Annotated in this window: 25 protein-coding genes; 17 read left to right on the forward strand and 8 right to left on the reverse strand. The window is 70.9% G+C overall.

Going from position 1 to position 24,943, the window contains the following annotated elements:
- Positions 1-7: 7 nt before the first annotated feature.
- The 6 genes from atpA (at position 8) to ACLL9L_RS18220 (ending at position 5,681) form a co-directional block, all read left to right on the forward strand.
- On the forward strand, positions 8-1,657 hold the full coding sequence (gene atpA / locus ACLL9L_RS18195) for a F0F1 ATP synthase subunit alpha (RefSeq protein WP_411286091.1): 1,650 nt from the start codon (positions 8-10) through the stop codon (positions 1,655-1,657).
- A 76-nt stretch (positions 1,658-1,733) separates the two neighbouring features.
- Entirely contained in the window at positions 1,734-2,633 is a 900-nt protein-coding gene (locus tag ACLL9L_RS18200) for a F0F1 ATP synthase subunit gamma (RefSeq protein WP_411286064.1), read from the forward strand.
- Positions 2,634-2,645: 12 nt separating this feature from the next.
- The gene (gene atpD, locus ACLL9L_RS18205) at positions 2,646-4,109 is read left to right on the forward strand and encodes a F0F1 ATP synthase subunit beta (RefSeq protein ID WP_411286065.1); all 1,464 of its coding nucleotides are present in this window, start codon (positions 2,646-2,648) and stop codon (positions 4,107-4,109) included.
- A gap of 138 nt (positions 4,110-4,247) precedes the next feature.
- Positions 4,248-4,931, forward strand: coding sequence for a hypothetical protein (locus ACLL9L_RS18210; RefSeq protein ID WP_411286066.1), 684 nt, complete (start codon positions 4,248-4,250; stop codon positions 4,929-4,931).
- Positions 4,932-4,964: 33 nt separating this feature from the next.
- Complete coding sequence (locus ACLL9L_RS18215) at positions 4,965-5,234, forward strand: F0F1 ATP synthase subunit epsilon (protein ID WP_411286067.1); 270 nt, start codon at positions 4,965-4,967, stop codon at positions 5,232-5,234.
- A 9-nt stretch (positions 5,235-5,243) separates the two neighbouring features.
- Positions 5,244-5,681 (forward strand): DUF2550 domain-containing protein, encoded by a 438-nt coding sequence (locus ACLL9L_RS18220; RefSeq protein ID WP_411286068.1) that lies wholly within the window; start codon positions 5,244-5,246, stop codon positions 5,679-5,681.
- A gap of 40 nt (positions 5,682-5,721) precedes the next feature.
- On the opposite strand, the gene ACLL9L_RS18225 is transcribed toward ACLL9L_RS18220, so the two are convergent.
- The gene (locus ACLL9L_RS18225; RefSeq protein WP_411286069.1) at positions 5,722-6,450 is read right to left on the reverse strand and encodes a cob(I)yrinic acid a,c-diamide adenosyltransferase; all 729 of its coding nucleotides are present in this window, start codon (positions 6,448-6,450) and stop codon (positions 5,722-5,724) included.
- A 74-nt stretch (positions 6,451-6,524) separates the two neighbouring features.
- Here ACLL9L_RS18225 and murA point away from each other — a divergent pair, with 74 nt between their 5' ends.
- The 3 genes from murA to ACLL9L_RS18240 all read left to right on the forward strand — a co-directional run bounded on the left by murA (position 6,525) and on the right by ACLL9L_RS18240 (position 10,532).
- Entirely contained in the window at positions 6,525-7,808 is a 1,284-nt protein-coding gene (gene murA / locus ACLL9L_RS18230) for a UDP-N-acetylglucosamine 1-carboxyvinyltransferase (RefSeq protein WP_411286070.1), read from the forward strand.
- 248 nt (positions 7,809-8,056) lie between these two features.
- Positions 8,057-8,416: an STAS domain-containing protein gene (locus ACLL9L_RS18235; protein WP_411286071.1), complete on the forward strand. Its 360-nt coding sequence runs from the start codon at positions 8,057-8,059 to the stop codon at positions 8,414-8,416.
- A gap of 97 nt (positions 8,417-8,513) precedes the next feature.
- On the forward strand, positions 8,514-10,532 hold the full coding sequence (locus ACLL9L_RS18240; RefSeq protein WP_411286092.1) for a protein meaA: 2,019 nt from the start codon (positions 8,514-8,516) through the stop codon (positions 10,530-10,532).
- Positions 10,533-10,652: 120 nt separating this feature from the next.
- Here ACLL9L_RS18240 and ACLL9L_RS18245 read toward each other — a convergent pair whose 3' ends face one another.
- Complete coding sequence (locus tag ACLL9L_RS18245) at positions 10,653-12,173, reverse strand: gamma-glutamyltransferase (RefSeq protein WP_411286072.1); 1,521 nt, start codon at positions 12,171-12,173, stop codon at positions 10,653-10,655.
- Positions 12,174-12,237: 64 nt separating this feature from the next.
- Between ACLL9L_RS18245 and ACLL9L_RS18250 the strand changes: the two genes are divergently transcribed.
- Both ACLL9L_RS18250 and ACLL9L_RS18255 read left to right on the forward strand, forming a co-directional pair.
- The gene (locus ACLL9L_RS18250; protein WP_411286073.1) at positions 12,238-12,777 is read left to right on the forward strand and encodes a pyridoxamine 5'-phosphate oxidase family protein; all 540 of its coding nucleotides are present in this window, start codon (positions 12,238-12,240) and stop codon (positions 12,775-12,777) included.
- Positions 12,774-13,394, forward strand: a complete 621-nt coding sequence (locus ACLL9L_RS18255) for a histidine phosphatase family protein (RefSeq protein WP_411286074.1) — start codon at positions 12,774-12,776, stop codon at positions 13,392-13,394. The genes ACLL9L_RS18250 and ACLL9L_RS18255 overlap by 4 nt, the downstream gene beginning before the upstream one ends.
- Positions 13,395-13,592: 198 nt before the next feature.
- Here the strand turns inward: ACLL9L_RS18255 and nucS are convergent, their stop codons facing one another.
- Entirely contained in the window at positions 13,593-14,288 is a 696-nt protein-coding gene (gene nucS / locus ACLL9L_RS18260) for an endonuclease NucS (RefSeq protein WP_411286075.1), read from the reverse strand.
- A 110-nt stretch (positions 14,289-14,398) separates the two neighbouring features.
- Complete coding sequence (locus ACLL9L_RS18265) at positions 14,399-14,683, reverse strand: hypothetical protein (protein WP_411286076.1); 285 nt, start codon at positions 14,681-14,683, stop codon at positions 14,399-14,401.
- A gap of 117 nt (positions 14,684-14,800) precedes the next feature.
- Here ACLL9L_RS18265 and ACLL9L_RS18270 point away from each other — a divergent pair, with 117 nt between their 5' ends.
- The 3 genes from ACLL9L_RS18270 (at position 14,801) to ACLL9L_RS18280 (ending at position 18,012) form a co-directional block, all read left to right on the forward strand.
- On the forward strand, positions 14,801-16,579 hold the full coding sequence (locus tag ACLL9L_RS18270) for a 3-hydroxyacyl-CoA dehydrogenase family protein (RefSeq protein ID WP_411286077.1): 1,779 nt from the start codon (positions 14,801-14,803) through the stop codon (positions 16,577-16,579).
- A 347-nt stretch (positions 16,580-16,926) separates the two neighbouring features.
- On the forward strand, positions 16,927-17,226 hold the full coding sequence (locus ACLL9L_RS18275) for a hypothetical protein (RefSeq protein WP_411286078.1): 300 nt from the start codon (positions 16,927-16,929) through the stop codon (positions 17,224-17,226).
- Positions 17,227-17,235: 9 nt separating this feature from the next.
- Complete coding sequence (locus ACLL9L_RS18280; protein ID WP_411286079.1) at positions 17,236-18,012, forward strand: alpha/beta hydrolase; 777 nt, start codon at positions 17,236-17,238, stop codon at positions 18,010-18,012.
- A gap of 31 nt (positions 18,013-18,043) precedes the next feature.
- On the opposite strand, the gene ACLL9L_RS18285 is transcribed toward ACLL9L_RS18280, so the two are convergent.
- A complete protein-coding gene (locus ACLL9L_RS18285; RefSeq protein WP_411286080.1) occupies positions 18,044-19,306 on the reverse strand; it encodes an AI-2E family transporter in 1,263 nt (420 codons plus the stop codon).
- 35 nt (positions 19,307-19,341) lie between these two features.
- A complete protein-coding gene (gene ccrA / locus ACLL9L_RS18290; protein WP_411286081.1) occupies positions 19,342-20,688 on the reverse strand; it encodes a crotonyl-CoA carboxylase/reductase in 1,347 nt (448 codons plus the stop codon).
- 161 nt (positions 20,689-20,849) lie between these two features.
- Here ccrA and ACLL9L_RS18295 point away from each other — a divergent pair, with 161 nt between their 5' ends.
- Entirely contained in the window at positions 20,850-21,665 is an 816-nt protein-coding gene (locus ACLL9L_RS18295; RefSeq protein WP_411286082.1) for a polysaccharide deacetylase family protein, read from the forward strand.
- Here ACLL9L_RS18295 and mce read toward each other — a convergent pair.
- Positions 21,659-22,096 (reverse strand): methylmalonyl-CoA epimerase, encoded by a 438-nt coding sequence (mce, locus tag ACLL9L_RS18300; protein ID WP_411286083.1) that lies wholly within the window; start codon positions 22,094-22,096, stop codon positions 21,659-21,661. The two genes, ACLL9L_RS18295 and mce, sit on opposite strands and share 7 nt — an antisense overlap.
- Positions 22,097-22,148: 52 nt before the next feature.
- Positions 22,149-22,556, reverse strand: coding sequence for a DUF6855 family protein (locus ACLL9L_RS18305; RefSeq protein WP_411286084.1), 408 nt, complete (start codon positions 22,554-22,556; stop codon positions 22,149-22,151).
- Positions 22,557-22,738: 182 nt separating this feature from the next.
- Here ACLL9L_RS18305 and ACLL9L_RS18310 point away from each other — a divergent pair, with 182 nt between their 5' ends.
- Positions 22,739-23,935: an acetyl-CoA C-acetyltransferase gene (locus ACLL9L_RS18310; protein WP_411286085.1), complete on the forward strand. Its 1,197-nt coding sequence runs from the start codon at positions 22,739-22,741 to the stop codon at positions 23,933-23,935.
- Between the two features lie 10 nt (positions 23,936-23,945).
- Positions 23,946-24,908, forward strand: coding sequence for a methylmalonyl Co-A mutase-associated GTPase MeaB (meaB, locus tag ACLL9L_RS18315; protein WP_411286086.1), 963 nt, complete (start codon positions 23,946-23,948; stop codon positions 24,906-24,908).
- Positions 24,909-24,943 lie beyond the last annotated feature (35 nt).

The raw sequence follows: 24,943 nt of genomic DNA on the forward strand, positions 1-24,943 counted from the left end.
GACACTGATGGCGGAGCTCACGATCCGTCCGGAGGAGATCCGGGACGCACTGGACAAGTTTGTTCAGTCTTACGAGCCCGGCGCGGCCTCGCGCGAAGAGGTCGGCCGAGTGATCGACGCTGGTGACGGTATCGCCCACGTCGAGGGCCTGCCCTCGGCGATGACCAACGAGCTGCTCAAGTTCGCCGACGACACCCTCGGCATCGCGCTGAACCTTGAGGCCCACCAGATCGGCGTCGTCATCCTCGGCGACTTCTCCGGCATCGAGGAGGGCCAGGAGGTCAAGCGCACCGGCGAGGTTCTCTCCGTTCCCGTCGGTGACAACTTCCTGGGCCGGGTGGTCAACCCGCTCGGTCAGCCGATCGACGGCCTGGGCGAGATCGTGGCAGAGGGCCGTCGCGCCCTCGAGCTGCAGGCGCCTGGTGTGATGGCGCGCAGGTCGGTCCACGAGCCGCTACAGACCGGCATCAAGGCCATCGACTCGATGATCCCCATCGGCCGTGGCCAGCGTGAGCTCATCATCGGTGACCGCCAGACCGGCAAGACCACGGTTGCGGTCGACACGATCATCAACCAGAAGGCCAACTGGGCCACTGGCGACCCGACCCAGCAGGTCCGCTGCATCTACGTCGGCATCGGCCAGAAGGGTTCGACCATCGCCGCCGTGCGTGGCGTCCTCGAAGAGGCCGGCGCGCTGGAGTACACCACGATCGTCGCCGCTCCTGCCTCTGATGCGGCCGGCTTCAAGTACCTCGCCGCCTATACCGGCTCGGCCCTCGGCCAGCACTGGATGTACGCCGGCAAGCACGTCCTCATCGTCTTCGACGACCTGTCCAAGCAGGCCGAGGCCTACCGTGCGGTCTCCCTGCTGCTGCGCCGGCCGCCGGGCCGCGAGGCCTACCCGGGTGACGTCTTCTACCTGCACTCGCGCCTCCTCGAACGGTGCGCCAAGCTCTCCGACGCCCTCGGCGCCGGCTCGATGACCGGCCTGCCGATCATCGAGACCAAGGCGGGCGATGTCTCGGCCTACATCCCGACCAACGTCATCTCGATCACCGACGGTCAGATCTACCTCCAGGCAGACCTGTTCAACGCCAACGTCCGTCCGGCGATCGACGTGGGCGTCTCGGTGTCCCGGGTCGGCGGCGCCGCCCAGATCAAGGCGATGAAGGACGTCGCGGGCCGGCTCAAGCTCGACCTCGCGCAGTTCCGCGCCATGGAGGCGTTCGCGATGTTCGCGTCCGACCTCGACCCGGCCTCGCGGGCCCAGCTCGCCAAGGGCGCCCGTCTGGTGGAGCTGCTGAAGCAGAAGCAGAGCAACCCCTACCCCGTCGAGGAGCAGGTCGTCAGCGTCTGGGCCGGCACGACGGGACAGCTCGACTCGATCAAGGTCGAGGACGTGCGGACCTTCGAGACCGACTTCCTCGACTACCTGCGCCGGGGCAAGAAGGGCCTGCTCGACGGGATCCGTGAGACGGGCAAGTTCGACGACGACACGCGCCAGGGACTCGAGGAGGCCGTCAAGGCCTTCAAGGTCGAGTTCGGTGGGGAAGTCCCCGGCGACGACCGTCGCACGGACGTCGGCCACGAGCGCACGCCGGAGGACCTCGCCGAAGAGGACATGGACCAGGAGCAGATCAAGCGGCAGAAACGCTGAGCCAGCCGGGGGTCACCTCCCCGGGGAGCCGGCATACCAACGAAGTTCGCACCACGAGCAGAGAGAGGCGGCAGGTATGGGAGCGCAGATGCGGGTCTACCGCCAGCGCGTCAAGTCCGTCCAGGCCACCAAGAAGATCACCCGGGCGATGGAGCTCATCGCCGCCTCCCGGGTGGTCAAGGCCCGGCAGCGGGTCGAGGAGGCGACGCCGTATGCCGCCGCGCTGACCAGGGCACTGTCGGCGCTGGCGACCTACTCCAACGAGGAGCACCTGCTGACGACCGAGCGCGACGAGGTCCGCCGCGCCGCCGTCGTCATCATCGCCGGTGACCGCGGCCTGTCCGGCGCCTACAACTCCTCGGTCCTCAAGGAGAGCGAGCAGCTCGTGCGCCGGCTCACGGAGGAGGGCAAGGAGGTCGTCGCCTACCTGGTGGGCCGCCGCGCCATCGCCTTCTACAAGTTCCGCCGGCGCGAGTATGCCGCGGAGTGGAGCGGGTTCTCCGACAAGCCGACCTACGACGCGGCCAAGGAGATCGGCGGGCGCATCGTTGACGACTTCGTCAAGGACTACGAGGAGGGCGGCCACGACGAGGTCCACGTCGTCTACACCCGGTTCAAGAACATGGTGACCCAGGAGCCGCGCGTGCTGCGCCTCGTGCCGCTGGAGATCGTCGACGACGAGGAGGCCCCCGCGCCCGACGACGTCCTGCCGCTCTACGAGTTCGAGCCGAGTGCCGGCCAGGTCCTCGACGCCCTGCTGCCGAAGTACGTCATCTCCCGCATCTGGACCTGTCTGCTGTCCGCCTCGGCGTCGCAGATGGCCGCCCAGCAGCGGGCGATGAAGTCCGCCACCGACAACGCCGACGCCCTCATCAAGACCTACACCCGGTTGGCGAACCAGGCCCGCCAGGCCGAGATCACCCAAGAGATCAGCGAAATCGTGGGCGGCACCGACGCCCTCGCGTCTGCCAAGTAAAGGAAATGGATCATGACTGCCACTGTCACTGACAACGCGGCCAGCACCGCGCCGAGTCCTGGCTCGGTCGGGCGGGTCGCCCGGATCACCGGCCCCGTCGTCGACGTCGAGTTCCCCGTCGACGGCATGCCGGAGCAGTACAACCTCCTCACGACCGAGGTCGAGCTGTCCGGTGAGAAGAAGAACCTCAACCTCGAGGTCGCCCAGCACATCGGCGACAACATGATCCGCGCGATCTCGCTCCAGCCGACCGACGGCCTCGTGCGCGGGACCGCCGTGCAGGACACCGGCGGTCCGATCACGGTCCCCGTGGGCGATGTCACCCTCGGTCACGTCTTCAACACGACCGGCGAGTGCCTCAACCTCGAGGAGGGCGAGAAGCTCGAGGTCACGGAGCGGTGGGGCATCCACCGTCAGGCGCCGGCCTTCGACCAGCTCGAGTCGAAGACGCAGATGTTCGAGACCGGCATCAAGGTCATCGACCTGCTGACCCCCTACGTGCTCGGTGGCAAGATCGGCCTCTTCGGGGGCGCGGGTGTCGGCAAGACGGTGCTCATCCAGGAGATGATCGCCCGCGTGGCCCGCGACCACGGTGGGGTGTCGGTCTTCGCCGGCGTCGGCGAGCGCACCCGTGAGGGCAACGACCTCATGGTGGAGATGGAGGAGGCGGGCGTTCTCGGACAGACCGCCCTCGTCTGCGGCCAGATGGACGAGCCGCCGGGCACGCGCCTTCGGGTCGCCCTGTCGGCACTGACGATGGCGGAGTACTTCCGCGACGTCCAGGGCCAGGACGTGCTGCTCTTCATCGACAACATCTTCCGTTTCACCCAGGCCGGCTCCGAGGTCTCCACCCTCCTCGGCCGGATGCCGTCGGCCGTGGGCTACCAGCCCACCCTGGCCGATGAGATGGGTGTCCTCCAGGAGCGGATCACCTCGACGCGTGGTCACTCGATCACCTCGATGCAGGCGATCTACGTGCCGGCCGACGACTACACCGACCCGGCCCCGGCGACGACCTTCGCCCACCTCGACGCGACGACCGAGCTCTCCCGCGAGATCGCCTCGCTCGGCATCTACCCGGCCGTGGACCCGCTGTCCTCCACGTCGCGCATCCTCGACCCGCGCTACATCGCCGAGGACCACTACAACACCGCGGTGCGCGTCAAGCAGATCCTCCAGAAGAACAAGGAGCTGCAGGACATCATCGCGATCCTCGGCATCGACGAGCTGTCCGAGGAAGACAAGATCCTCGTCAACCGGGCCCGCCGGATCCAGCGGTTCCTGTCGCAGAACACCTACGTGGCCAAGCAGTTCACCGGCATCGAGGGCTCGACCGTGTCCCTCGTCGACACGGTCGAGGCGTTCACGAAGATCGCCGACGGCGAGTACGACCACTTCGCCGAGCAGGCGTTCTACATGTGTGGTGGCCTCGACGACGTCGAGCGCCAGTGGGCAGAGATCCAGAAGAACCTCTGACCGACGGGTGACCCGGCGGGCGAGCGTCCGGGCAGCCGGTCGGGCAGCCTCGGGTGCCCGGCCGGTTCTTCTGGCCGAACGGCCATGCGTATGCCGAAGGCGTATGCCGGTCGCAGTGGCCGCAGATACGTTACCCGCATGCTCGAAACCGCCCAGGACTACTACGCCCGCCTGCTCGCCGCCACCGATGGTGAGGGGCGCCTGCCCGCTCTGGCTGAGGACGCCCTCAGCGGGTGGGACATCTTCCCCTACGAGCAGGACACCCTGGTCGTCCGGCCGCTCGCGCCCCTGGCGGACGTCGAGGCCCCGCGCTGGGGGGAGGACCCCCGTCAGTGCTGGTGCACGGACCCCCGGTCCGCCATCGAGCGGGCCGTCTGGCGCAACGAGCGGTGGGTCGTCGTCCCCGAGACGGAGTCACCAGTGCTCCCGGTGTGGCTGGTGCTGATGCCGCTGGAGCACCACGACCTCGGCGACCTGCCCCCGGAGCTGGCCGCCGAGCTGGGGGTGCTGCTCGTGGCGCTGGCTGCCGCGGTCGAGTCCCTGCCCAGTGTCGGACGGGCCCATGTCAACAGGTGGGGCGACGGCGGGGCGCACCTGCACCTGCAGTTCCTCGGTCGGCCGGCTCGGGTCGGGCAGCTCCGGGGCAGCTGTCTCCCCGACTGGGTCGAGCACCTGCCCCCGGTCCCGGACGGCATCGTGCGGGAGAACCTCGCGGAGGTCATGGACCGGTTCGTCGCCGTGGTCGGGGGACAGGTGCAGCGGAGTGGGCCAGGGTCGCCGGGCAGTGCGCCGGCGTCCTCGGACGCCCCGACCGACCGATAGACTCGTGAGCACACCGACATCCCGGAGGACACCGTGAGTCAGCTTTACGTCGAGCTCGTTGCCGCCGACCGCAAGGTCTGGTCGGGCGAGGCCAGCATGGTCCGTGCCCGGTCGGTCGAGGGCGAGCTGGGGATCCTGCCCGGGCACACGCCGTTGCTCGGGATCCTCGTCAGCGGTGACGTGACGATCCACGGCGACGGCGGCGCGCAGACGGCCACCATCGACAGCGGGTTCCTCTCGGTCGAGCACGACCGGGTCACCATCGTGGCCGACAGCGTCGACGCGGCCGGGATCCAGGGCTGACGGACCCCCGTGCCGAGCGCCGTCGCCTCACTCGAGATCCTGGTCGGCGTGGTGCTCGGTGTGGCGGGGACGCTGCTCGTGGGGGTCTTCCTTCGGCGGCGGGCCATCGCGCGGGGTCGGCTTCTCACCCTCTGCGGACTGCGTCCGCCCGAGGGTGGGCGGTGGCGTCTGGGGCTGGCCCGGTTCGGCAGCGCCCATCTCGAGTGGTTCAGCCTGGGGGGCCTGAGCCTGCGGCCGCGCCACCGGTGGGACCGGTCGGGGCTCGACCTCGACGCCCCCCTGACGCTCGTGGGCAGCGACCGGATCGACCTGCTGCCCGAGGCCTACGGCGTGCGCTGTTCCCACGGGGATCTCGAGTTCGACCTGGCGCTCCAGCCGCCGGCATACACCGCCCTCCGGTCGTGGGTCGAGGCTGCCCCCCCGGGGTCGACGACGTACGTCGCCTGAGAGGCGCTCCACGGAGCTGTCCTGAAAGCGCTTGACGGGGCTATTCGGTCGGCGAGCCGGACTCGCCCTCGACGTTCGGGGCCCCGCGCCCTTCGTGCTCCCCCTGACCCTTGGCATCTCCCTCGGAATCGGAGTCGGCTCCGTTGCGGGTGCGCTCGGGTGCCGCAACACGTCCGCCGCCGGGCTGCCAGAGGACGTCGCCGCCGATGGGGATGTTGGCCACCCTCGACAGAATGAAGAGCAGGTCGGAGAGCCGGTTGAGGTACTTCGCCGTGAGGACGTTGACTCCACCCTGGCCCGGACGTTCGCCGGGCTGCTCGCCCAGCGCGTCGATCGCGGCCCAGGTGGCGCGCTCGGCCCGTCGGACCACGGTGGTGGCGACGTGGAGATGGGCCGATCCGACGGTGCCGCCGGGCAGGATGAAGGAGCGCAGCTTCTCGACCCGGGTGAGGTAGTGGTCGCAGTCCGTCTCGAGGTCGTCGATCCACGGGGAGTCGACGCGCAGGGGCGGATACTGGTAGGTCAGCTGCAGTGGCGTGCAGAGGTCGGCGCCGACGTCGAAGAGCTCGTTCTGCACGCGGGTGAGGGTGGCCACCAGGTCCGGGGCGAGGCCGCCGGCGGCGACGGCCACGCCCAGTGCGGCGTTCGCCTCGTTCGTGTCGGCGTAGGCGAGCAGCCGGGGGTCGTTCTTGGACGTCCGGCTGAAGTCGCCGAGCGACGTCGACCCGTCGTCACCGGTGCGGGTATAGATCTTCGTCAGGTTCACCATGGGCCAAGACTGCCACCACCGGCCCGCATCGTCCGGAGCGGCCCATCCGCCGACCCACGCACTAGGGTGCTCGCGTGAGAGAACGGTTTCGGGTCGTCGGGGGCACGCCCCTGCAGGGGAGGGTTCCCGTCGCGGGAGCCAAGAACAGCGCCCTCAAGCTCATGGCCGGTGCGCTGTTGGCCGTCGGTCGGACCCGCCTCACCAACGTCCCCGCGATCGTCGACGTCACGATCATGGCCGAGCTCCTGCGCCGCCTCGGCGTCGTGGTCGACCACGACCCCGGGCGCGGCGTCGTCGAGCTCGACGTGCCGGAGAAGATCGGCCACCGCGCCGACTACGAGCTGGTCCGGGCGCTGCGGGCCTCGATCTCGGTCCTCGGCCCGCTCGTGGCGCGGTGCGGTGAGGCCGACGTCGCCATCCCCGGTGGTGACGCGATCGGGTCGCGCGGGCTCGACCTGCATGCGGCGGGTCTCGAGGGCCTGGGGGCGAAGGTGCACGTCGCGCACGGCTACCTGATCGCCTCGGCGCCCGGGGGGCTACGGGGCGCGGACATCCGCCTCGACTTCCCGAGCGTGGGGGCGACGGAGAACATCCTCATGGCCGCGGTCCTCGCACCGGGGGCGACGCGGATCGACAACGCGGCCCGGGAACCCGAGATCGTCGACATCGCCGACTTCCTCGTGAGCATGGGCGCGCACGTCAGCGGCGCCGGGACATCCGTGATCGAGATCGCGGGCGTCGAGGCGCTGCACCCCACGGTGCACGCCGTCGTTGCCGACCGGATCGCGGCCGGCAGCTGGGCCTTCGCCGCAGCCACCACTCGCGGGGACGTGGAGGTCGTCGGTGGGGTCGCGGACCACCTGGAGATCACCCTCGACCTGCTCAGCAGCGTCGGCTGCACCGTGTCGACGACGGCCGACGGCTTCCGGGTGCTCGCCCCCCCGGGCCGACCCCGGTCCATCGACGTCGCGACCTTGCCCTACCCCGGGTTCCCGACCGATCTGCAGCCGTTCGCGCTGACCTACAACGCCGTTGCGGACGGCAGCGCCATGGTCACCGAGAACCTCTTCGAGGCGCGGTTCCGCACGGTCCAGGAGCTGGCCCGGCTGGGGGCCGATACCCGCATCGACGGTCACCACGTCATGGTCCACGGCGTCGCCCAGCTGTCCGGCGCGCCGGTCGAGGCGAGTGACATCCGGGCCGGCGCCGCACTGGTCGTGGCGGGACTGGTCGCCGACGGGGTGACGACCGTGAGCGGGGCGCACCACATCGATCGTGGATATGCCAGCTTCGAGACCCTCGTCAGCGGCCTCGGCGGCGACGTCACGCGTGAGGCGGACGACGACCCGTTCGTCTGAGCCGGCGGCCCGTTCGTCTGAGCCGGCGGCCCGGCATACCTCGTCGTCCGTTCGACACTCGTTCGTCACCCGCACCACCGCGTGGCGTCCAGCGCAGGCTCGAAATCATCCGTTATCTTCCGGTATCAAACTCTACGCACCGGCCTCCTACGAAGAGTCCGGATCGTAACCAGCGGACAGCCAAACGATCTGTCATGCAGTGCGTCAATAGGACAAAGGTAGACAGTACGCCGCAGAAGGGGACGATCATGACCGTTCAGCCGATCGCCACAGCGCCCATGTACGTCATCATGACGTCACGCGGCCAGGAGGTCACCGTCCACGGACGGATCGACGTCCACACCGTGGCCGACGTGCGCCTTACCCTGCACGCCCTGCTCGCCGACGGCTCCGGAGACCTCCACCTCCACCTCGGTGACGCCGAGATCGGTGACGCGACCGGCCTGGGCGTGCTCGTCGAGTCCCACCACCGCGCCCGCCGCGGCGGCCGTCGGCTCGTCCTCGGCGAGCTGACTCCGCGCACCGAGCGGCTGCTGCGGGCCGCTCGCCTCCACCGAATCCTGCACCGTGGGCTCGAGGAGTCCACTGTGGCGCCTCTCACCGCCTGAACCACTGCCCCGCGGCGGGTCACCCCCGCTACCGTCGGGAGGTATGTCCGACGACGCTGACGTGCAGGCACGACCCCCTCGGGACCGACCGTGGGTGATGCGCACGTATGCCGGGCACTCCAGCGCCGCGGCGAGCAACGCCCTCTACCGACGCAACCTCGAGAAGGGACAGACGGGGCTGTCCGTCGCCTTCGACCTGCCCACCCAGACCGGTTACGACCCGGACCACGCGCTCTCACGCGGCGAGGTGGGCAAGGTGGGCGTGCCGATCAGCCACATCGGGGACATGCGGGCGCTCTTCGCGGACATCCCGCTGAAGGACATGAACACCTCGATGACGATCAACGCGACGGCCATGTGGATGCTCGCGCTGTATCAGGTGGCCGCCGAGGAGCAGTCCGTCGCCGCCGGTGAGGACCCCGCCTCGTGGGTCCACGCGCTCGCCGGGACGACGCAGAACGACATCATCAAGGAGTACCTCTCGCGGGGGACCTACGCCTTCCCGCCGGAGCCGTCGCTGCGCCTGATCACGGACATGGTCGCCTACACGGTGCGCCAGATCCCGACGTGGAACCCGATCAACATCTGCAGCTATCACCTGCAGGAGGCGGGGGCGACCCCCGTCCAGGAGATCTCCTACGCCATGTGCACCGCGATCGCCGTGCTCGACGCCGTCCGCGACGGCGGCCAGGTCCCGGAGGCCGAGTTCGGGGAGGTTGTTGCGCGGATCTCGTTCTTCGTCAACGCGGGGGTGCGGTTCGTGGAGGAGATGTGCAAGATGCGGGCGTTCGTCCAGCTGTGGGACGAGCTGACCCGGGAGCGCTACGGCGTCACGAAGGCCGCGCAGCGCCGGTTCCGCTACGGAGTGCAGGTCAACTCGCTCGGACTGACCGAGGCGCAGCCGGAGAACAACGTCCAGCGGATCGTCCTCGAGATGCTCGCCGTGACCCTGTCAAAGGACGCACGGGCGCGCGCCGTGCAGCTGCCCGCGTGGAACGAGGCCCTCGGCCTGCCCCGTCCGTGGGACCAGCAGTGGTCGCTACGCCTGCAGCAGGTGCTGGCGTTCGAGTCCGACCTGCTCGAGTACGACGACCTCTTCGCCGGGTCGGCCGTCGTGGAGGCCAAGGTCGCCTCCCTCGCCGAGGGGGCCCGCGCCGAGATCGACCGGGTCCAGGCGATGGGCGGCGCCGTCGCGGCGGTCGAGTCGGGCTACATGAAGTCCGCCCTCGTGGCCTCGCACTCGGACCGGCGGCGCCGGATCGAGTCCGGCGAGGACGTCGTCGTGGGGCTGAACCGGTTCACGACCACCGAGCCCAACCCGCTGACGGCAGACCTCGACACCGCGATCCAGAGCGTCGACGCGCACGTCGAGGCGGCGGCGGTCGCGGCCGTCCGGGCGTGGCGCGAGGCCCGCGACGCCGACCCGGGCAGGTGCGCGCGGGCCGAGGCCGCGCTCGCCCGGCTGCGGGTCGACGCCGCGTCGGGGGCCAACCTGATGCCGGCCACCCTCGAGTGCGCCCGCGCCGAGCTGACGACGGGCGAGTGGGCCCAGGCGCTCAGGGACCAGTTCGGGGAGTATCGAGCGCCCACCGGCGTCTCCGGCTCCGTGGGGGTGCAGGGCACCGGCCCCGATCTCGTCCGGGTCCGGGCCGCCGTCGCCCGCACCGGCGCGGAGCTGGGCGAGGGCCTGCGGGTGCTGGTCGGCAAACCCGGGCTCGACGGCCACAGCAACGGGGCCGAGCAGGTTGCCGTCCGGGCCCGTGACGCCGGCTTCGAGGTGATCTACCAAGGGATCCGGCTCACCCCCGACGAGATCGTCGCGGCCGCCGTGGCCGAGGACGTGCACCTCGTGGGCCTCTCGATCCTCTCCGGGTCGCACATGTCCCTCGTCCCCGACGTGCTGGCCGGGCTGCGCGCCGCAGGGGCCCTCGAGGTGCCGGTCATCGTCGGCGGGATCATCCCCGAGTCCGACGCCGCGGCGCTGCGGGCCATGGGTGTCGCGGCGGTGTTCACGCCCAAGGACTTCGGGCTCAACGCGATCATGGGCGAGTTCGTCCGGCTCATCCGGGAGGCGCGGGGCCTCGGCGCGGAGGCGCCCGAGCCTGCTCCCGTCTGAGCCCGTCTGCTTGCCGGATCCGCGTCCACAGGTCCTCACGTGAGGAGTTGTGGACGCCCGGCCCGCCGATCCACGTCCACAGGTCCTCAGGTGAGTAGTTGTGGACGCCCGGGCGGCGGCTCAGGCGACGCCGGTCGCTGACGCCCGGCGGATGTCGGCGGCGGCGGCCAGCGAGCCGTCGCCACGCCGGTATGCCGCGCCGACCCCACCGAAGAACATCGCCCGTGCCGGGTGCACGACCGCGTCGAGGCCACACCGCTCGACGGCGAGGGCCAGCTGCGGGTCGTCCTCGATCTGCACCTGCGCCCCGCCGGAACGGAGGAAGGTCACGTGGAGCCGCGGCTGCTCGATCGCCTCCGGCAGATCCATCCCCTCGTAGCAGTGACGTCCGAGCACCTGCATCAGCGCGGTGGTGATCCGGTCGGCACCCGGGGTGCCGATGGCCAGGACCCGGCCGCCGTCGGCACGTCCGACTGTCGGCGTCATGTTGGAGGCCAGTCGCGTCCCCGGCGCCAGCGCGTGCAGTCCGAGACGGTTGAGCTCCGGCTCCCCCAGACAGTTGTTCAGCATGAGTCCGGTCCCCGGCACCGTTGCGCCAGAGCCATATCCGGCCGAGGCAGTGATCGCGCAGGCCGTGCCGCGGTCATCCACGACTGACACGTGGACCGTGGAGGACGAGGTGGGGAGGCCGACGAGACCGTGGTGCTCCACCGTCTCGAGCAGGGCGTGCCCGTCCGCCTCGAGGTCGCGCGAGAAGTCATGGACCTGCAGCCGGTGCCCCAGCACGAGGCGTTGGATCTCGATGACGTCGTCCAGCGTCCACTGGCCACGCCGGCCGAGCTCGCGCAGCATGACCGCGAGCACCGGCCCACCGATGGACGGCGGCGCGTTCGTGGCCAGGTCCCAGTCACCGGCCCGCAGGCGCAGCGGCGCACGGACGACCGCCCGGTATGCCGTGAGGTCGGCAAGGGTGACCAGGCCGCCACGCTGCTGCAGGTCGTCGGCCAGCTCCTCGGCGATGCCTCCGGAGTAGACGTCCCGGGCGCCAACCTCACCGACCCGCTCGAGGGTCGCGGCCAGGTCGGTGTCGACGATGACCTCCCCGGCCGCGACGGGGGTGCCGTCGGGGTGGTTGGTCAGGGCACTCGTCTGCGGGTCCCACCCGAAGACGGTGGCCGACGTGATCGCCAGATAGCTGGCCGCCGCCGACCCGAGGCGGTACCCGGTCCGGGCCACGACCGCAGCGGGGGCCAGGACCTCACGCCAGGGCACCCGGCCGTGCCGTTCGTGGGCGAGCCCCAGCCCGGCAAAGGCGCCCGGCGTCGCGACGCTGCCCGGCCCGGCATACAGGGTCAGGCCGCCCCCATAGCTCGTCGTGAACTCGATGAGTCCTTGCCCGAAGCGTTCCGGAGGCAGGCCGCGCCCCGGCATCTCGACGTTGGCGTCGATGACCTCGGGCTCGCCGTCGTGCGGCCAGACCGTGATGAACGCCCCGCCCATCGGGCTGACGATGCCGGGCTCGGTGGCCATCGCGACGAACACGGCCGCGATGGCGCCATCGACGGCGGTCCCGCCGGACCCGACGACATCGAGGCCGGCCGTGACGGCCGTCGGGCTCGGAGCGGCAACTGCTGCGGTCACGATCCTGATTCTCGCTCAAGGCGGCCCGGGTCGCGTGTCGGGGCCCGATGCCAGACTGGTGGACATGCGGGAGACGACCGAGGAGCTGAGCGAGCTCCAGCACCTGCTCGACAGCTCTCATGCCGGGGCCACCGACCACCTGCGTGCCATCATCACCGACGACCGCACCCTCCGGGCGCGCGAGATCGCCGACCTCATGACCGGGATGCGGGTGCTGACCCTGGCGACGGTCACCGCGAAGGGCGAGCCGCGGGTCAGCGCCATGGACGGCCACTTTCTCCACGGACGATGGACGATGAGCACCGACCCCGGGTCCGCGAAGGGTCGACAGATCCGCGCGCGGCCGGCCGTGAGCGCGGCCTGTGTGGAGGGTGAGGAGGTGGCCGTGTTCACCCACGGGCAGGTGGAGATCCTGACACCGGAGCACCCGGACCGCGACGAGGTGCTTCGGCACTGGATCGAGCACTACGGCGCGTCCGCGTTGCCCTGGGACGACATCATGCTCATGCGGATCAGGCCGACGTGGATGGTCGGCTACGCCTTCGCGCGCAACACGGTGCTCGCCGCCCGCGGGGTGGAGCCGGAGGTCAGGCCCGAGCGATGAGCGACCTCTACTGCCCCGCACGCCTCCTCATCTGCCGGCACGGCGACGCCGCCTACGAGCGCCCGGACCTCATCCTCGACGACGACGGGTGGCTGACCGAGCTCGGCCGGGATCAGGCTGGCCGGCTCGGTGAACGGCTCAGGGCCGAGCGGGTCGCCGCCGTCTACACGAGCACCCTCGGACGGGCCCGCGAGACCGGCGAGATCGTCGGCGCAGCCGTCGGCGTGCCGGCCCGGGCCATCGCCGGGATTCAGGAGTTCTCGGTGGGGGAGTTCGCCGGACGCCGGTCCAGCGATCCTTGCGTCAGCAGGGTGTTCGCCACCTGGGTGGGCGGTGACCTCACCGTGGGCTGCCCGGGCGCGGAGACGGGCAGCGAGGTGGTGCGCCGTTTCAGCGGCGCACTCGACGCCCTCGCGGACCAGCACCGTGGCGAGAGCGTCGTCGTCATCAGCCACGGAGGCGTCATGTCCCTCTCCATCGCTGACACGTCGACGAACGCCACCTCGCAGCTGACCCGCCAGCGCGTGCTGCCCAACTGCGCCGTCGTCACCGTCGAGATCGATGGGGACGGATGGCGCCTCGTCGGGGACTGGCCCGGCCGACCGCACCCCGGCTGAAAAGACCGCACCCCGCCCCGCTGCGCACCCCGCTCCGCTGCGCACCCCGCCCGCTGCGCCTGCTCTTCGCACGCGATCTCGGCGACCTGTGTGCCGCCGGGCGCCACATCTCTGCGAGATGGAGGGCGCAGCACCCGAGACGGAGGTCAGAGCACCCGAGATGCAGGTCGCAGCACCCGAGACGGAGGTCGCAGCACCTCAGAACAGCCGCGAGTCCACGTCGTCGATGCCGCGCAGGGCCGCGTAGTCGAGCACGACGCAGCGGATCCCGCGGTCCTCGGCGAGGACCCGGGCCTGCGGCTTGATCTCCTGGGCGGCGAAGATCCCGGTCACCGGGGCGAGGTGCGGGTCGCGGTTCATCAGCTCGAGGTAACGGGTCAGCTGCTCGACCCCGTCGATCTCGCCGCGTCGCTTGATCTCGATGGCCACGTGCCGGCGGTCGTCGTCCCGGGCCAGGATGTCGACCGGCCCGATCGCCGTCATGTGCTCGCGCCGGACCAGCGACCAGCCGGCGCCGAGGGTGTGGATGTGCTCGGCGAGCAGCCGCTGCAGGTGGGCCTCCACCCCGTCCTTCACGAGTCCCGGGTCGACCCCGAGCGCATGGCTCGAGTCGTGAAGGACCTCGTGGATCTTCACCCTAAGCCGGTCCTCCGACTTGGCGTGCTGCACGACCCACACGCTGACGACCCCCTCGGCCGCCTCGGCCGTCTCGGGCTCGACCTCGGCCATGGCGCAGGGCGGGGACATCCAGTTGAGCGGCTTGTAGGAGCCGCCGTCGCTGTGCACGAGCACCGAGCCGTCGGCCTTGACGAGCAGGAGCCGGGTCGCGAGCGGGAGGTGGGCCTGCAGACGGCCCTCGTATTCGACGGCGCAGCGGGCAATGACGAGTCGCACCGGCACAGCGTAGGTGACCGCGGCCGCAGGACGCCCGCACAGAGCCGAGGCACTGGATCCGCAGGTGGCGCGACAGGCTCAGGGTCCTCTCGGCAGCTCGATCTGCATCGTCAGGCTCGGCGGACCGGGCTTCGGACGCCGCGGCTCGCGCACCCCGGCGAGACCGTCGGTGTCTGGTCCGCCGTCGGGTCCGCCGTGAGGAGCGACGACCTGGCCCCGTGGCGGCCACGTCGCTGCCACACCACCGTGACCTCCCCGCCGCGGGTGGTGTCGACGTGCGCCTCGGCCAGGGCACGGCATACCCGCTCGTATGCCGCCTCGGCCGACCGCGCCCGCACCGTGCGGGTGGAGCTCCACCGCCGATGGAGCCGGACGTCGACCATAAAACGGGCCATGAGCCCATGATGCGACCCCCGTCACACCGTCGTCCAGCGTCGGAGCGGCGCGAGTGTGACCGCCGTCGCCCGCAAGGAACCTCCCGGCGGGTGGGCGGCTCTGCCAGACTCGCCGACATGTCACGAGAGTTCACCAAGGTCGGCGTCATCGGGCTCGGCACCATGGGTGCCGGCATCGTGGAGGTCTTCGCGCGCAACGGGATCGACGTCGTCGCCGTCGAGGTCGACGACGCCGCCCTCGCCCGGGGCCGGGGTGTCCTCGAGCACTCCACCGCGCGTGCCGTCAGCCGCGCCAAGCTGACGCCCGAGGACGAGACGGCCCTCCACGCCCGGGTCCGGTTCACCTCCGACCTGAGCGCCCTCGCCGACTGCCAGCTCGTCGTCGAGGCGGTGCCGGAGCACCTCTCGCTCAAGAAGGAGATCTTCGCCAAGGTCGACCAGATCGTCGGCGAGGACGCGATCCTCGCGACAAACACCTCGTCGCTGCCGGTCACCGAGATCGCCGTCGCCACGTCCAATCCCAAGCGGGTCGTCGGGATGCACTTCTTCAACCCGGCGCCGGTGCTCCAGTTCGTCGAGGTCATCCGCACCGTCGTCACGGAGGACTCGGTGTTTGAGGACGTCAAGGCGCTTGCCGAACGCCTCGGCAAGCGTCCGGTCATCGTCGGCGACAAGGCCGGGTTCATCGCCAACGCCCTGCTCTTCGGCTACCTCAACCATGCCGTGTCGATGTATGAGACCCGCTATGCCACCCGCGAGGACATCGACGCCTCGATGCGGCTGGGATGCGGCCTGCCGATGGGCCCGCTCGCGCTGATGGACCTCATCGGCCTCGACACGGCATACGAGATCCTCGACACGATGTACAAGCAGGGTCGCGACCGTCTCCACGCGCCGAGCCCGATCATCAAGCAGATGGTCTCCGCAGGACTGAAGGGTCGCAAGTCCGGGCGAGGCTTCTACAGCTATGCCGAGCCCGGGTCGTCGCAGGTCGTCCCGGACGCGTCGACCCCCGCTGGTGTCGCCGCGGCGGGAGCGACGTTGCGCACCATCGAGCGGGTCGGTGTCGTCGGCTCCGGCACGATGGCGACCGGCATCATCGAGGTCTTCGCCAGGGCGGGGTATGCCGTGACGTTCGTCGCGCGCTCGCCGGAGCGGCTCGCGGGGGTCCAGGCCGCGATCGCCAAGAGCCTCGCCAAAGCCGTCGACCGGGGGAAGCTGTCGACGCAGGACGCGGCGCTCGTGTCGGAGCGGGTCACCGGGACGACCAGCCACGACGACCTGGCCGAGGTCGACCTCGTCGTCGAGGCGATCGTCGAGGAGCTGGCCGCCAAGCAGGAGCTCTTCCGGACGTTGGACAAGGTCTGCAAGCCGGGGGCGATCCTCGCGACGACGACCTCGTCGCTGCCGGTCATCGACTGCGCGGTCGTCACCTCGCGGCCCGAGGACGTCATTGGCATGCACTTCTTCAACCCGGCGACGATCATGAAGCTCGTCGAGGTCGTCTCCACGGTCTCGACCACGCCCGACGTGACGGCCACGGTGGTGGACCTGACGGCCAAGCTCGGCAAGCACCCCGTCTCGTGCGGTGACCGGTCCGGGTTCATCGTCAACGCCCTGCTCTTTCCCTACCTCAACGACGCCGTCCGGATGCTCGAGGCGCACTACGCCACGGCCGACGACATCGATGCTGCGATGAAGACCGGCTGCGGCTACCCGATGGGGCCGTTCGAGCTGCTCGACGTCGTCGGTCTCGACGTGTCCCTGGCGATCCAGCGCGAGCTCTACCTCGAGTTCCGGGAGCGCGGATTCGCCCCCGCACCGCTGCTCGAGCACCTGGTGACGGCCGGCTACCTGGGACGGAAGTCGGGCCGGGGTTTCCGCACCTACCCCTGAAGGCTGACCGCTGGGGGCGAACCCACCGCGTGATGTCGGAGACCTGTCGCCCCTCACGGTCCACAGGTCTCCGCGATGACTCCTGGCCCGCCCGCCCACGGCGTAGGTGCTGCGTCGGCACGGGTGAGGCGCGCCGGTCCAGCCCCGGGCGCGCAGGGTGTCCCGACGTCGACCGCCAGCTCGCACGGTGTCCCCGCCACGCTCCGCCAGAGGGCGCGGACCGTCAGCCAGCCACCACCACCCGTCGAGCGGTCCCGGGTCCCGTCCTCTCCGAGATCTCTGGGGAGAGCGCAACCGCGCCAGGCGCAGCGTCCGGTGAGCAACCCGGCATACGCGAGGATGGGTCCATGCCCCGCGCCAACCGCCGCCGCCGCGACGAGGCCCCCATCGACCTCGCCAGGGTCAGTGGTGGCAGCACGAGCACCGATCGGTATGCCGGGGGCCTGTGGACCGTGCGCCGCGTCTCGGGGGCGACGGCGAGCCGTGACTACCTCTGCCCGGGGTGCCACCAGGACATCGCCATCGGGACGCCCCACGTCGTCGCGTGGCCTGCGGAAGGCGTTGGGGGAGTTGGGGATCGGCGACACTGGCACTCCGGGTGCTGGCAGCGGCGGGACGCCCGGCCGGCCGGCAACCCCTATCGGTAGCCTGCACGGATGAGCCGCGACCCCGACGAGATCCGCGCCAACTCGATCCTCCCGGCCCGGCGACGGGACGTGGAGCTGCACACCGCGGACGGCCTGACGCTCGTGGGCGAGCTGGCGCTGCCGGCGGAGCAGGACCCGGTGGCCACCCTCGTCACGCTCCATCCCCTGCCGACGCACGGCGGCTTCATGGACAGCCACGTCTTCAAGAAGGCGGCCTTCCGGCTGCCGGCCCTGGCCGACCTCGCTGTGCTCCGGTTCAACCTGCGCGGGGTGACGTCACCCCGGGGCACGTCGCAGGGCAACTTCGACGGCGGGCAGGACGAGCGCTTCGACGTGGCCGCGGCCATCGAGCTGGCAGAGTTCCACGACGAACCCGAGCTGCCGCACCGGTGGCTCGTCGGGTGGTCGTTCGGCACCGACCTGACGCTGATGTACGGCCTCGACCCGTCCATCACCGGCGCCATCCTGCTCAGCCCGCCCCTGCGCTTCAGCCAACCGGAACACCTTGCGGCGTGGGCCGACTCGGGCAAGCCGCTCGTGGCGCTGGTCCCCGAGCTCGACGACTACCTGCGTCCGGAGGAGGCCCGTGAGCGGTTCTCCGCCGTGCCACAGGCCGAGGTCGTGGCGATCGAGGGGGCCAAGCACCTGTGGGTCGGTGAGCCCTACGTCCGCCGGGCCCACCAAGAGATCGTGACGCGGGTGAACCCGGCTACGCCCCCGCTGGCGACGACCTGGCCCACCGCAGACCAGCAGCACGAGCCGGGTCCGGCCCGAATCCAGAGCTAGCTGAGAGCTGGCTGTTGGCTGGTCGGGCGCGTCAGACCCGACGTTGGCGGGGGACGAGCACCTCCTCGTAGAGCAGCAGCAGGCCCGCCGCCGCCGGGATGGCGAGCAGCGCTCCGAGCATGCCGAGCAGGGTGCCACCGGCAAGCGCCGCAATCACGGTCACCGCCCCGGGCACCGAGACGGTGCGCTGCATGATCCGTGGGGCCACGAGGTAGTTCTCGGTCTGCTGGTAGACGATGAAGTAGACGATCGCGATGATCGCCTTTCTGGGGTCGTCGAACACGGCCACCGTCGCGACCAGCACGGCCCCCAGGGTGGCGCCGACCATCGGTACGAGCCCGAGGAAGCCGACCGCGACGGCCAGCACCGCGGCATACGGGATGCCGACGATCTCCATCATGATCCAGGCGCAGAAGGCGTTGACGGTGGCGACGACGACCTGGCCGATGGCGTAGGAGCCGACCCGGCGCATGATCTCCTCGGACAGCGAGATGAAGCGTGGGCGGCGGCTGGCCGGCACGACTGCATAGGCGGCCTGCTTGAGCGCCGGTAGCGAGGAGAGGAAGTAGAGGGAGAGGACGAGGACGGTCAGCGTCGAGAAGATCCCCGAGGCGATGACCCGCCCGGCCCCGAGGACCCCGCCGGCGACCTGGGACATGAAGGTGCCGTCGGTGATCCTCTTGCTGAACTCGTCCTGGAGCTTGGCGAACACCTGGTAGTGCTGGTCGAGCTCCTGCAGGCGCGGGTTGCGCAGGAGCTGGTCGAGATAGGCCGGTGCGTTGTTGGCCAGCTCGGTGCCCTGCTGGGTGACCGGCGGCCCGACGACGAAGCCGAAGAGCACGAAGACGAGCACGAGGAAGCCGAAGACGACGGTGACCGACGGCCCCCGGGACATCCCGCGGCGCACGAGCACCTCGACCACGGGGTTGAGCGCCAGGGTGAGGAAGAAGGAGACGACAAGCAGGGTGATGACGGTGTCGAGGGACGAGATCGCCTGCCAGAGAACGTATGCCGTGAGCACACCGATCGCGCCGACGAACCCGACGTAGAACGGGGACTGCCGATTGAGCGGGCGCCCCGCCTGGCCGTACTGTCGACGCGTGGCAGCGGCCCGGTCGCCGGCTCCGCTGTCGTCGGCTGCCCGGTCGCCGTCCGCGAGCGGGAGGACGTCGCCGAGCAGGTCGTGGGTCAGCTGCTCGTCCTCCGGCTCGGGGGCCCAGGCGATCAGGAGGCGGTTGCTCTCCCGCAGCCGGTCGCGCTGGCGCCGGCGGAAGTCGCGCACCCGATCGAACATGATCAAACCCTAACGGGCCGGGTGACGGCGGTCCCTCAGACGTTGCGGAAGCGGCCGAGCTCCTCGGCGAACTGCGCCCGCTTGTCCGGGTCGGTCACGCCCAGGCCCTCCTGGGGGGCGAGGGTGAGCACGCCGACCTTGCCCTGGTGGAGGTTGCGGTGCACGTCGTAGGCGGCCTGCCCGACCTCCTCGAGGGGGTAGGCCCGGCTCAGCGTCGGGTGGATCAGCCCCCGGTGGATCAGCTCGTTGGCCTCCCACGCCTCGCGGTAGTTGGCGAAGTGCGACCCGATGACCCGCTTGAGGTTCATCCACAGGTAGCGGTTGTCGTACTCGTGCATGTATCCCGACGTCGACGCGCAGGTGACGATCGTGCCGCCCTTGCGCGCGACGAACACGCTCGCGCCGAACGTCTCGCGGCCCGGGTGCTCGAGCACGATGTCGGGATCCTTGCCGCCGGTCAGCTCGCGGATCCGGGCCCCGAGCCGCTTCCACTCCCTGGGGTCCGAGGTGGTCTCGTCGCTCCAGAACCGGTAGCCCTCTCCGGTGCCCTCGGACCGGTCGATGACGAGCTCCGCACCCATCTTGCGGCAGATGTCGGCCTTGTCGGGCGAGGAGACCACACAGATCGGAGTCGCGCCCCCGGCGAGGGCCATCTGGGTCGCGTAGGACCCCAGTCCACCGCTGGCACCCCAGACGAGGACGACGTCGCCGAGCTTCATCCCCGCACCGTTGCGCGAGATGAGCTGGCGGTATGCCGTGCTGTTCACCAGCCCGGGGGAGGCCGCCTCCTCCCAGGTGAGGTGGCTCGCCTTGGGCATCAGCTGGTTGGTCTTGACGATCGCCAGCTCCGCGAGCCCGCCGAAGTTCGTCTCGAAGCCCCAGATGCGCTGCTCGGGGTCGAGCATCGTGTCGTTGTGGCCGTCGGCGCTCTCGAGCTCGACGGACAGGCAGTGGGCGACGACCTCCTGGCCGGGCTTCCACAGGTGCACGCCCGGTCCGGTGCGGAGCACGACGCCCGACAGGTCGGACCCGACGACGTGGTAAGGCAGGTCGTGCCGCTTGGCATAGGGAGAGGTGCGCCCGTAGCGCTCGAGGAACCCGAACGTCGCCATCGGCTCGAAGATCGAGGTCCAGACCGTGTTGTAGTTGATCGCGCTCGCCATCACGGCGACCAGCGCCTCACCGGGGGCGAGGTCCGGGACCGGGACGTCGTCGACGTGGAGCGACCGGCGCGGGTCCTTGTCACGGCTGGCCAGGCCCTCGAACATGGCGACCTCGTCCTTGTGGACCGTGACCCCCCGGTAGGTCTGCGGGATCCGGATCGAGGAAAACGTCTCCTCGCTCCGGTCGCCAGCGAGGATCGCGTCGCGGATCTCCTGCATCAGGGGGTCTCCTCAGCCTTCGATGGTGAGCTCGGCACGTGACTCGGCCCGAAACTACTGGGCCGCCATGCGCCCGGTAGGGGCCTGAGACCCCGGTCACGCGGTGACCTACCTCACGCATGGGCGTCTGGCCGGCCACGTCGCCGCTCTAGACTCGGGCCGTGAGAGAGCGTCCACGCCCCGGTGTCTGGCTGCCGGTCTCTCGACGTGCGGTGCTCGCCGCAGCAGCGGCGGGCTGCGTGCTCGGGACGACCCCGGTCACGCCCCCCGCCCACGCCGAGGTGTCCGCCGGTGGCGACGAGGCCCGGACGAGAACTCCGGCCGAGCGCCGACGCGCCGACCCGGGATCTGTCTCGTCGGTCTCGACGACCCATCCGCTGGTCGCGCTCACCTTCGACGACGGCCCCGACCCGGACCACACCCCCGAGGTGCTCACCATCCTGCGGCGGTATGCCGTGCCGGCCACCTTCTTCGTCGTCGGGGCCAACGCCGCGGCGCACCCCGAGCTCCTCGCCCGGATCCGGGCCGAGGGGCATGCCGTGGCCAACCACACCCAGAACCACCGCTGGCTGGACGAGCTGACCCAGGCCGAGGTCCGGGCCGAGCTGACCCTGGGGGGCCGCCACGTCGACGGGCCGGCGGTCGGCCTCTACCGACCACCACGGGGCTGGACCTCACCCCTGGTCGCCCGGGCCGGGCGCGACCTCGGGCTGCGGCCGATCTTCTGGAGCGACTGCGTCGAGGCACACTTCGACATCGGCGCGCGGGGTGCCGGCCTGCGAGTCGGGTACTTCGCCGAGCCGGGGTCGATCATCCTCATGCACGACGGGGGCAGCGTGGTCGGGCCGAACGCGCAGCGCATCGACAGGAGCCGGTCCGTTGCCGCACTGCCCCATCTCATCGAAAAACTCCAGAAACGGTCCCTTACGCCGGTGACGGTGCCGCAGCTCCTCTCCGTCAGCCGGACGGCTCAGTAGCCGCCACCGGCGGGCTGGACCAGCTCGACGAGGATGCCGCCGGCGTCCTTGGGGTGGATGAAGTTCACCCTGCTGTCCGAGGTGCCCCGGCGCGGCGCGTCATAGAGCAGCCGCAGCCCACGCTCGCGCAGCACGGCACTTGCCGCCTCGATGTCCTCGACCCGGTAGGCGACCTGCTGCACGCCGGGTCCGCCGCGTGCGAGGAACGTCGCGATCGTCGACTCGGGCGAGAGGGGCGCGAGGAGCTGGATGCAGGCACCGGAGTCCCCGACGGACATCATCGCCTCACGGACGCCCTGCTCCTCGTTGACCTCCTGGTGCGCCAGCCGCATGCCGTAGGTGTCGCGGTAGAACGCGATCGCCTCGTCGAGGTCGCTCACGGCGACCCCGACGTGGTCGATCGCGGTGAACAGGTGCGGGAAGTCGCTCATACCGCGAGCCTAGGCGCTTGCCCGGCATACGGAGGCGCGGGTCGCGGCGCCGCTAGAGTGCGCGTACCTGGTTGTTGCGCTTGTCGTGCGTCAGCTCGGCGAGGCCGAGGGCCTCGAGCAGCGGCGGGAGATACATCCCGAACCGGCCCCGGTAGCCCCTGCGCAGCCCGTACCAACCCCCGACCGGGTTGTCCGCCGCACGGCCGAACGCCAGGGCGCTGCCGTCCGCGGCCGGCTTCAGCTCGTCGGCGGCGCCGAGCGGTACCCAGTCACCCTGCACCACCAGCCAGGCATGGAGGTCGTCGATCGCGCGGGCGTGGTACCGCAACGTCGTCGAGCCGACCCGGCAGACCAGCTCGGCCGGGTCCGCGTCGTCGTCGCGGGACATCGTGTAGTCCGAGCTGCCCGGGGCCGTCGTGAGGACCCACGGGTCGTCCTTGGCGCCCGATCCAGTGCTCATGGGACAGGCGTAGCGCACCCGCGGGTCGCCGCGCAAGGGGCTGCCGCGACACCCGGGCCAGGTATGCCGTGCCCGCCGGTGTGGCGCTCGCCACCCACGGCGCGCGGGCGGGGCCGGGGCAGCCGTGGCTAGAGTGAGGCTCGTCCACCGACGCTGCTGAGACCGCCTGCTGGAGGCTTGACATGAGCACGAACCCGACCGTCATCGTCGCGGGAGCCCGCACCGGCATGGGGCGGCTGCTGGGGTCCCTCAAGGACTTCTCCGGCTCCGACCTCGGCGGGTTCGCCATCAGGGGCGCCCTCGAGAAGTCCGGTGTCGCGCCGGAGCAGGTCGACTACGTCATCATGGGCCAGGTCCTGCAGGCCGGGGCCGGGCAGATCCCCGCGCGCCAGGCCGCGACCAGGGCCGGCATCCCCCTGTCCGTCCCGGCGCTGACCATCAACAAGGTCTGCCTCTCCGGCCTCAACGCCATCGCGATGGCCGACCAGCTGATCCGCGCCGGCGAGTTCGAGATCGTCGTCGCCGGCGGCCAGGAGTCGATGACCAACGCGCCGCACCTGCTCGAGAAGTCGCGCGAGGGCTACAAGTACGGTGACGTGGCGCTGAAGGACCACATGGCGGCCGACGGCCTCTGGGACTCCCTGACCGACCAGCCGATGGGGCTGCTGACGGAGCAGGCCAACACCGGCGAGCAGGCGTTCACCCGGCAGGAGCAGGACGCGTTCGCGGCCCGCTCCCACGAGCTCGCGGCCAAGGGCTGGAAGGACGGCCTCTTCGACGACGAGGTCATCACCGTGGCCATCCCGCAGCGCAAGGGCGACCCGGTCGAGTTCAAGGCCGACGAGGGCATCCGCGCGGACACGACGACCGAGACGCTCGGCAAGCTGCGCCCGGCCTTCTCCAAGGACGGGACGATCACCGCGGGCTCGGCCTCGCAGATCTCCGACGGAGCCGCGGCCGTCGTGGTGATGAGCCGGACGAAGGCGCAGGAGCTCGGCCTGACGTGGATCGCCGAGATCGGCGCCCACGGCGTCGTGGCGGGTCCCGACTCCACCCTCCAGGCCCAGCCGGCGAACGCGATCGCCAAGGCCTGCGAGCGCGAGGGGATCACCCCTGCAGACCTGGACCTGATCGAGATCAACGAGGCGTTCGCCGCCGTCGGTCTCGCCTCGACGAAGCAGCTCGGCGTCGACGCCGACAAGGTGAACGTCAACGGTGGCGCGCTCGCCGTGGGTCACCCGATCGGGATGTCGGGCGCCCGGCTCGTCCTCCACCTCGCCCTCGAGCTGGGGCGCCGTGGCGGCGGCGTCGGTGCGGCGGCGCTCTGCGGCGGCGGCGGCCAGGGCGACGCCCTGATCCTGCGCGTCCCGCAGAAGTAGTCCCGCCCCGTTGGCTGCCCGATCCGTCGACGTCCCGGCCCTGGTCGCGGCGGCCCGGGCCGGCTCCCCGCGCGCCGTGGCCCGGCTCATCTCTCTCGTCGAGGACGCCCATCCGGCGCTGCGTGAGGTGATGGCGGCGCTGGCCCCGCACACCGGTCACGCCCACGTCATCGGGCTGACCGGGTCGCCCGGCGTCGGGAAGTCGACCTCGACCACCACGATGGTCGGGGCCTTCCGCGCGCGGGGCAAGCGCGTCGGCATCCTCGCCGTCGACCCGTCCTCGCCCTTCTCCGGCGGCGCGCTGCTCGGGGACCGGGTGCGGATGCAGGACCATGTGCTCGACCCCGAGGTCTACATCCGCTCGATGGCCTCCCGGGGCCACCTCGGCGGGCTGTCGTGGACGACGCCCCAGGCCCTGCGGGTGCTCGATGCTGCGGGGTGCGACGTCATCCTCGTCGAGACGGTCGGTGTGGGTCAGTCGGAGGTCGAGGTCGCCGGCCTCGCCGACACGACGATCGTGCTGCTCGCGCCGGGGATGGGCGACGGCATCCAGGCGGCCAAGGCCGGCATCCTCGAGATCGGCGACCTCTTCGTCGTCAACAAGGCCGACCGGGACGGCGCCGACGCGACCGTCCGGGACCTGCGGCACATGATCTCGCTCGGCGACCGGACCGAGCCGGGGCTCTGGCGCCCGCCCGTCGTCAAGACGGTCGCCGCGCGCGGCGAGGGCCTCGACGACGTCATGGAGGCCGTCGACAAGCACGTCGAGTGGCTCTCCTCCTCCAGCGCGCTGCGCCAGCGCCGGCTGGCTCGCGCCGGCACCGAGATCGAGGCCATCGCGATGGCGGCCCTGCGCTCGCGGATCGCCAGCCTGCGCCACGACGAGTCGCTCGACCGGCTCGCGGCCGACGTCGTCGACGGGCGCAGTGACCCGTATGCCGCGGCCGACCAGGTCGTGGCCGCCCTGACCTGACAAGGGGTTCCACGGGTCCTCGAGGTTATGGGAGG

The organism is Lapillicoccus sp. (assembly GCF_046595215.1).
Lineage (GTDB): Bacteria > Actinomycetota > Actinomycetes > Actinomycetales > Dermatophilaceae > Lapillicoccus.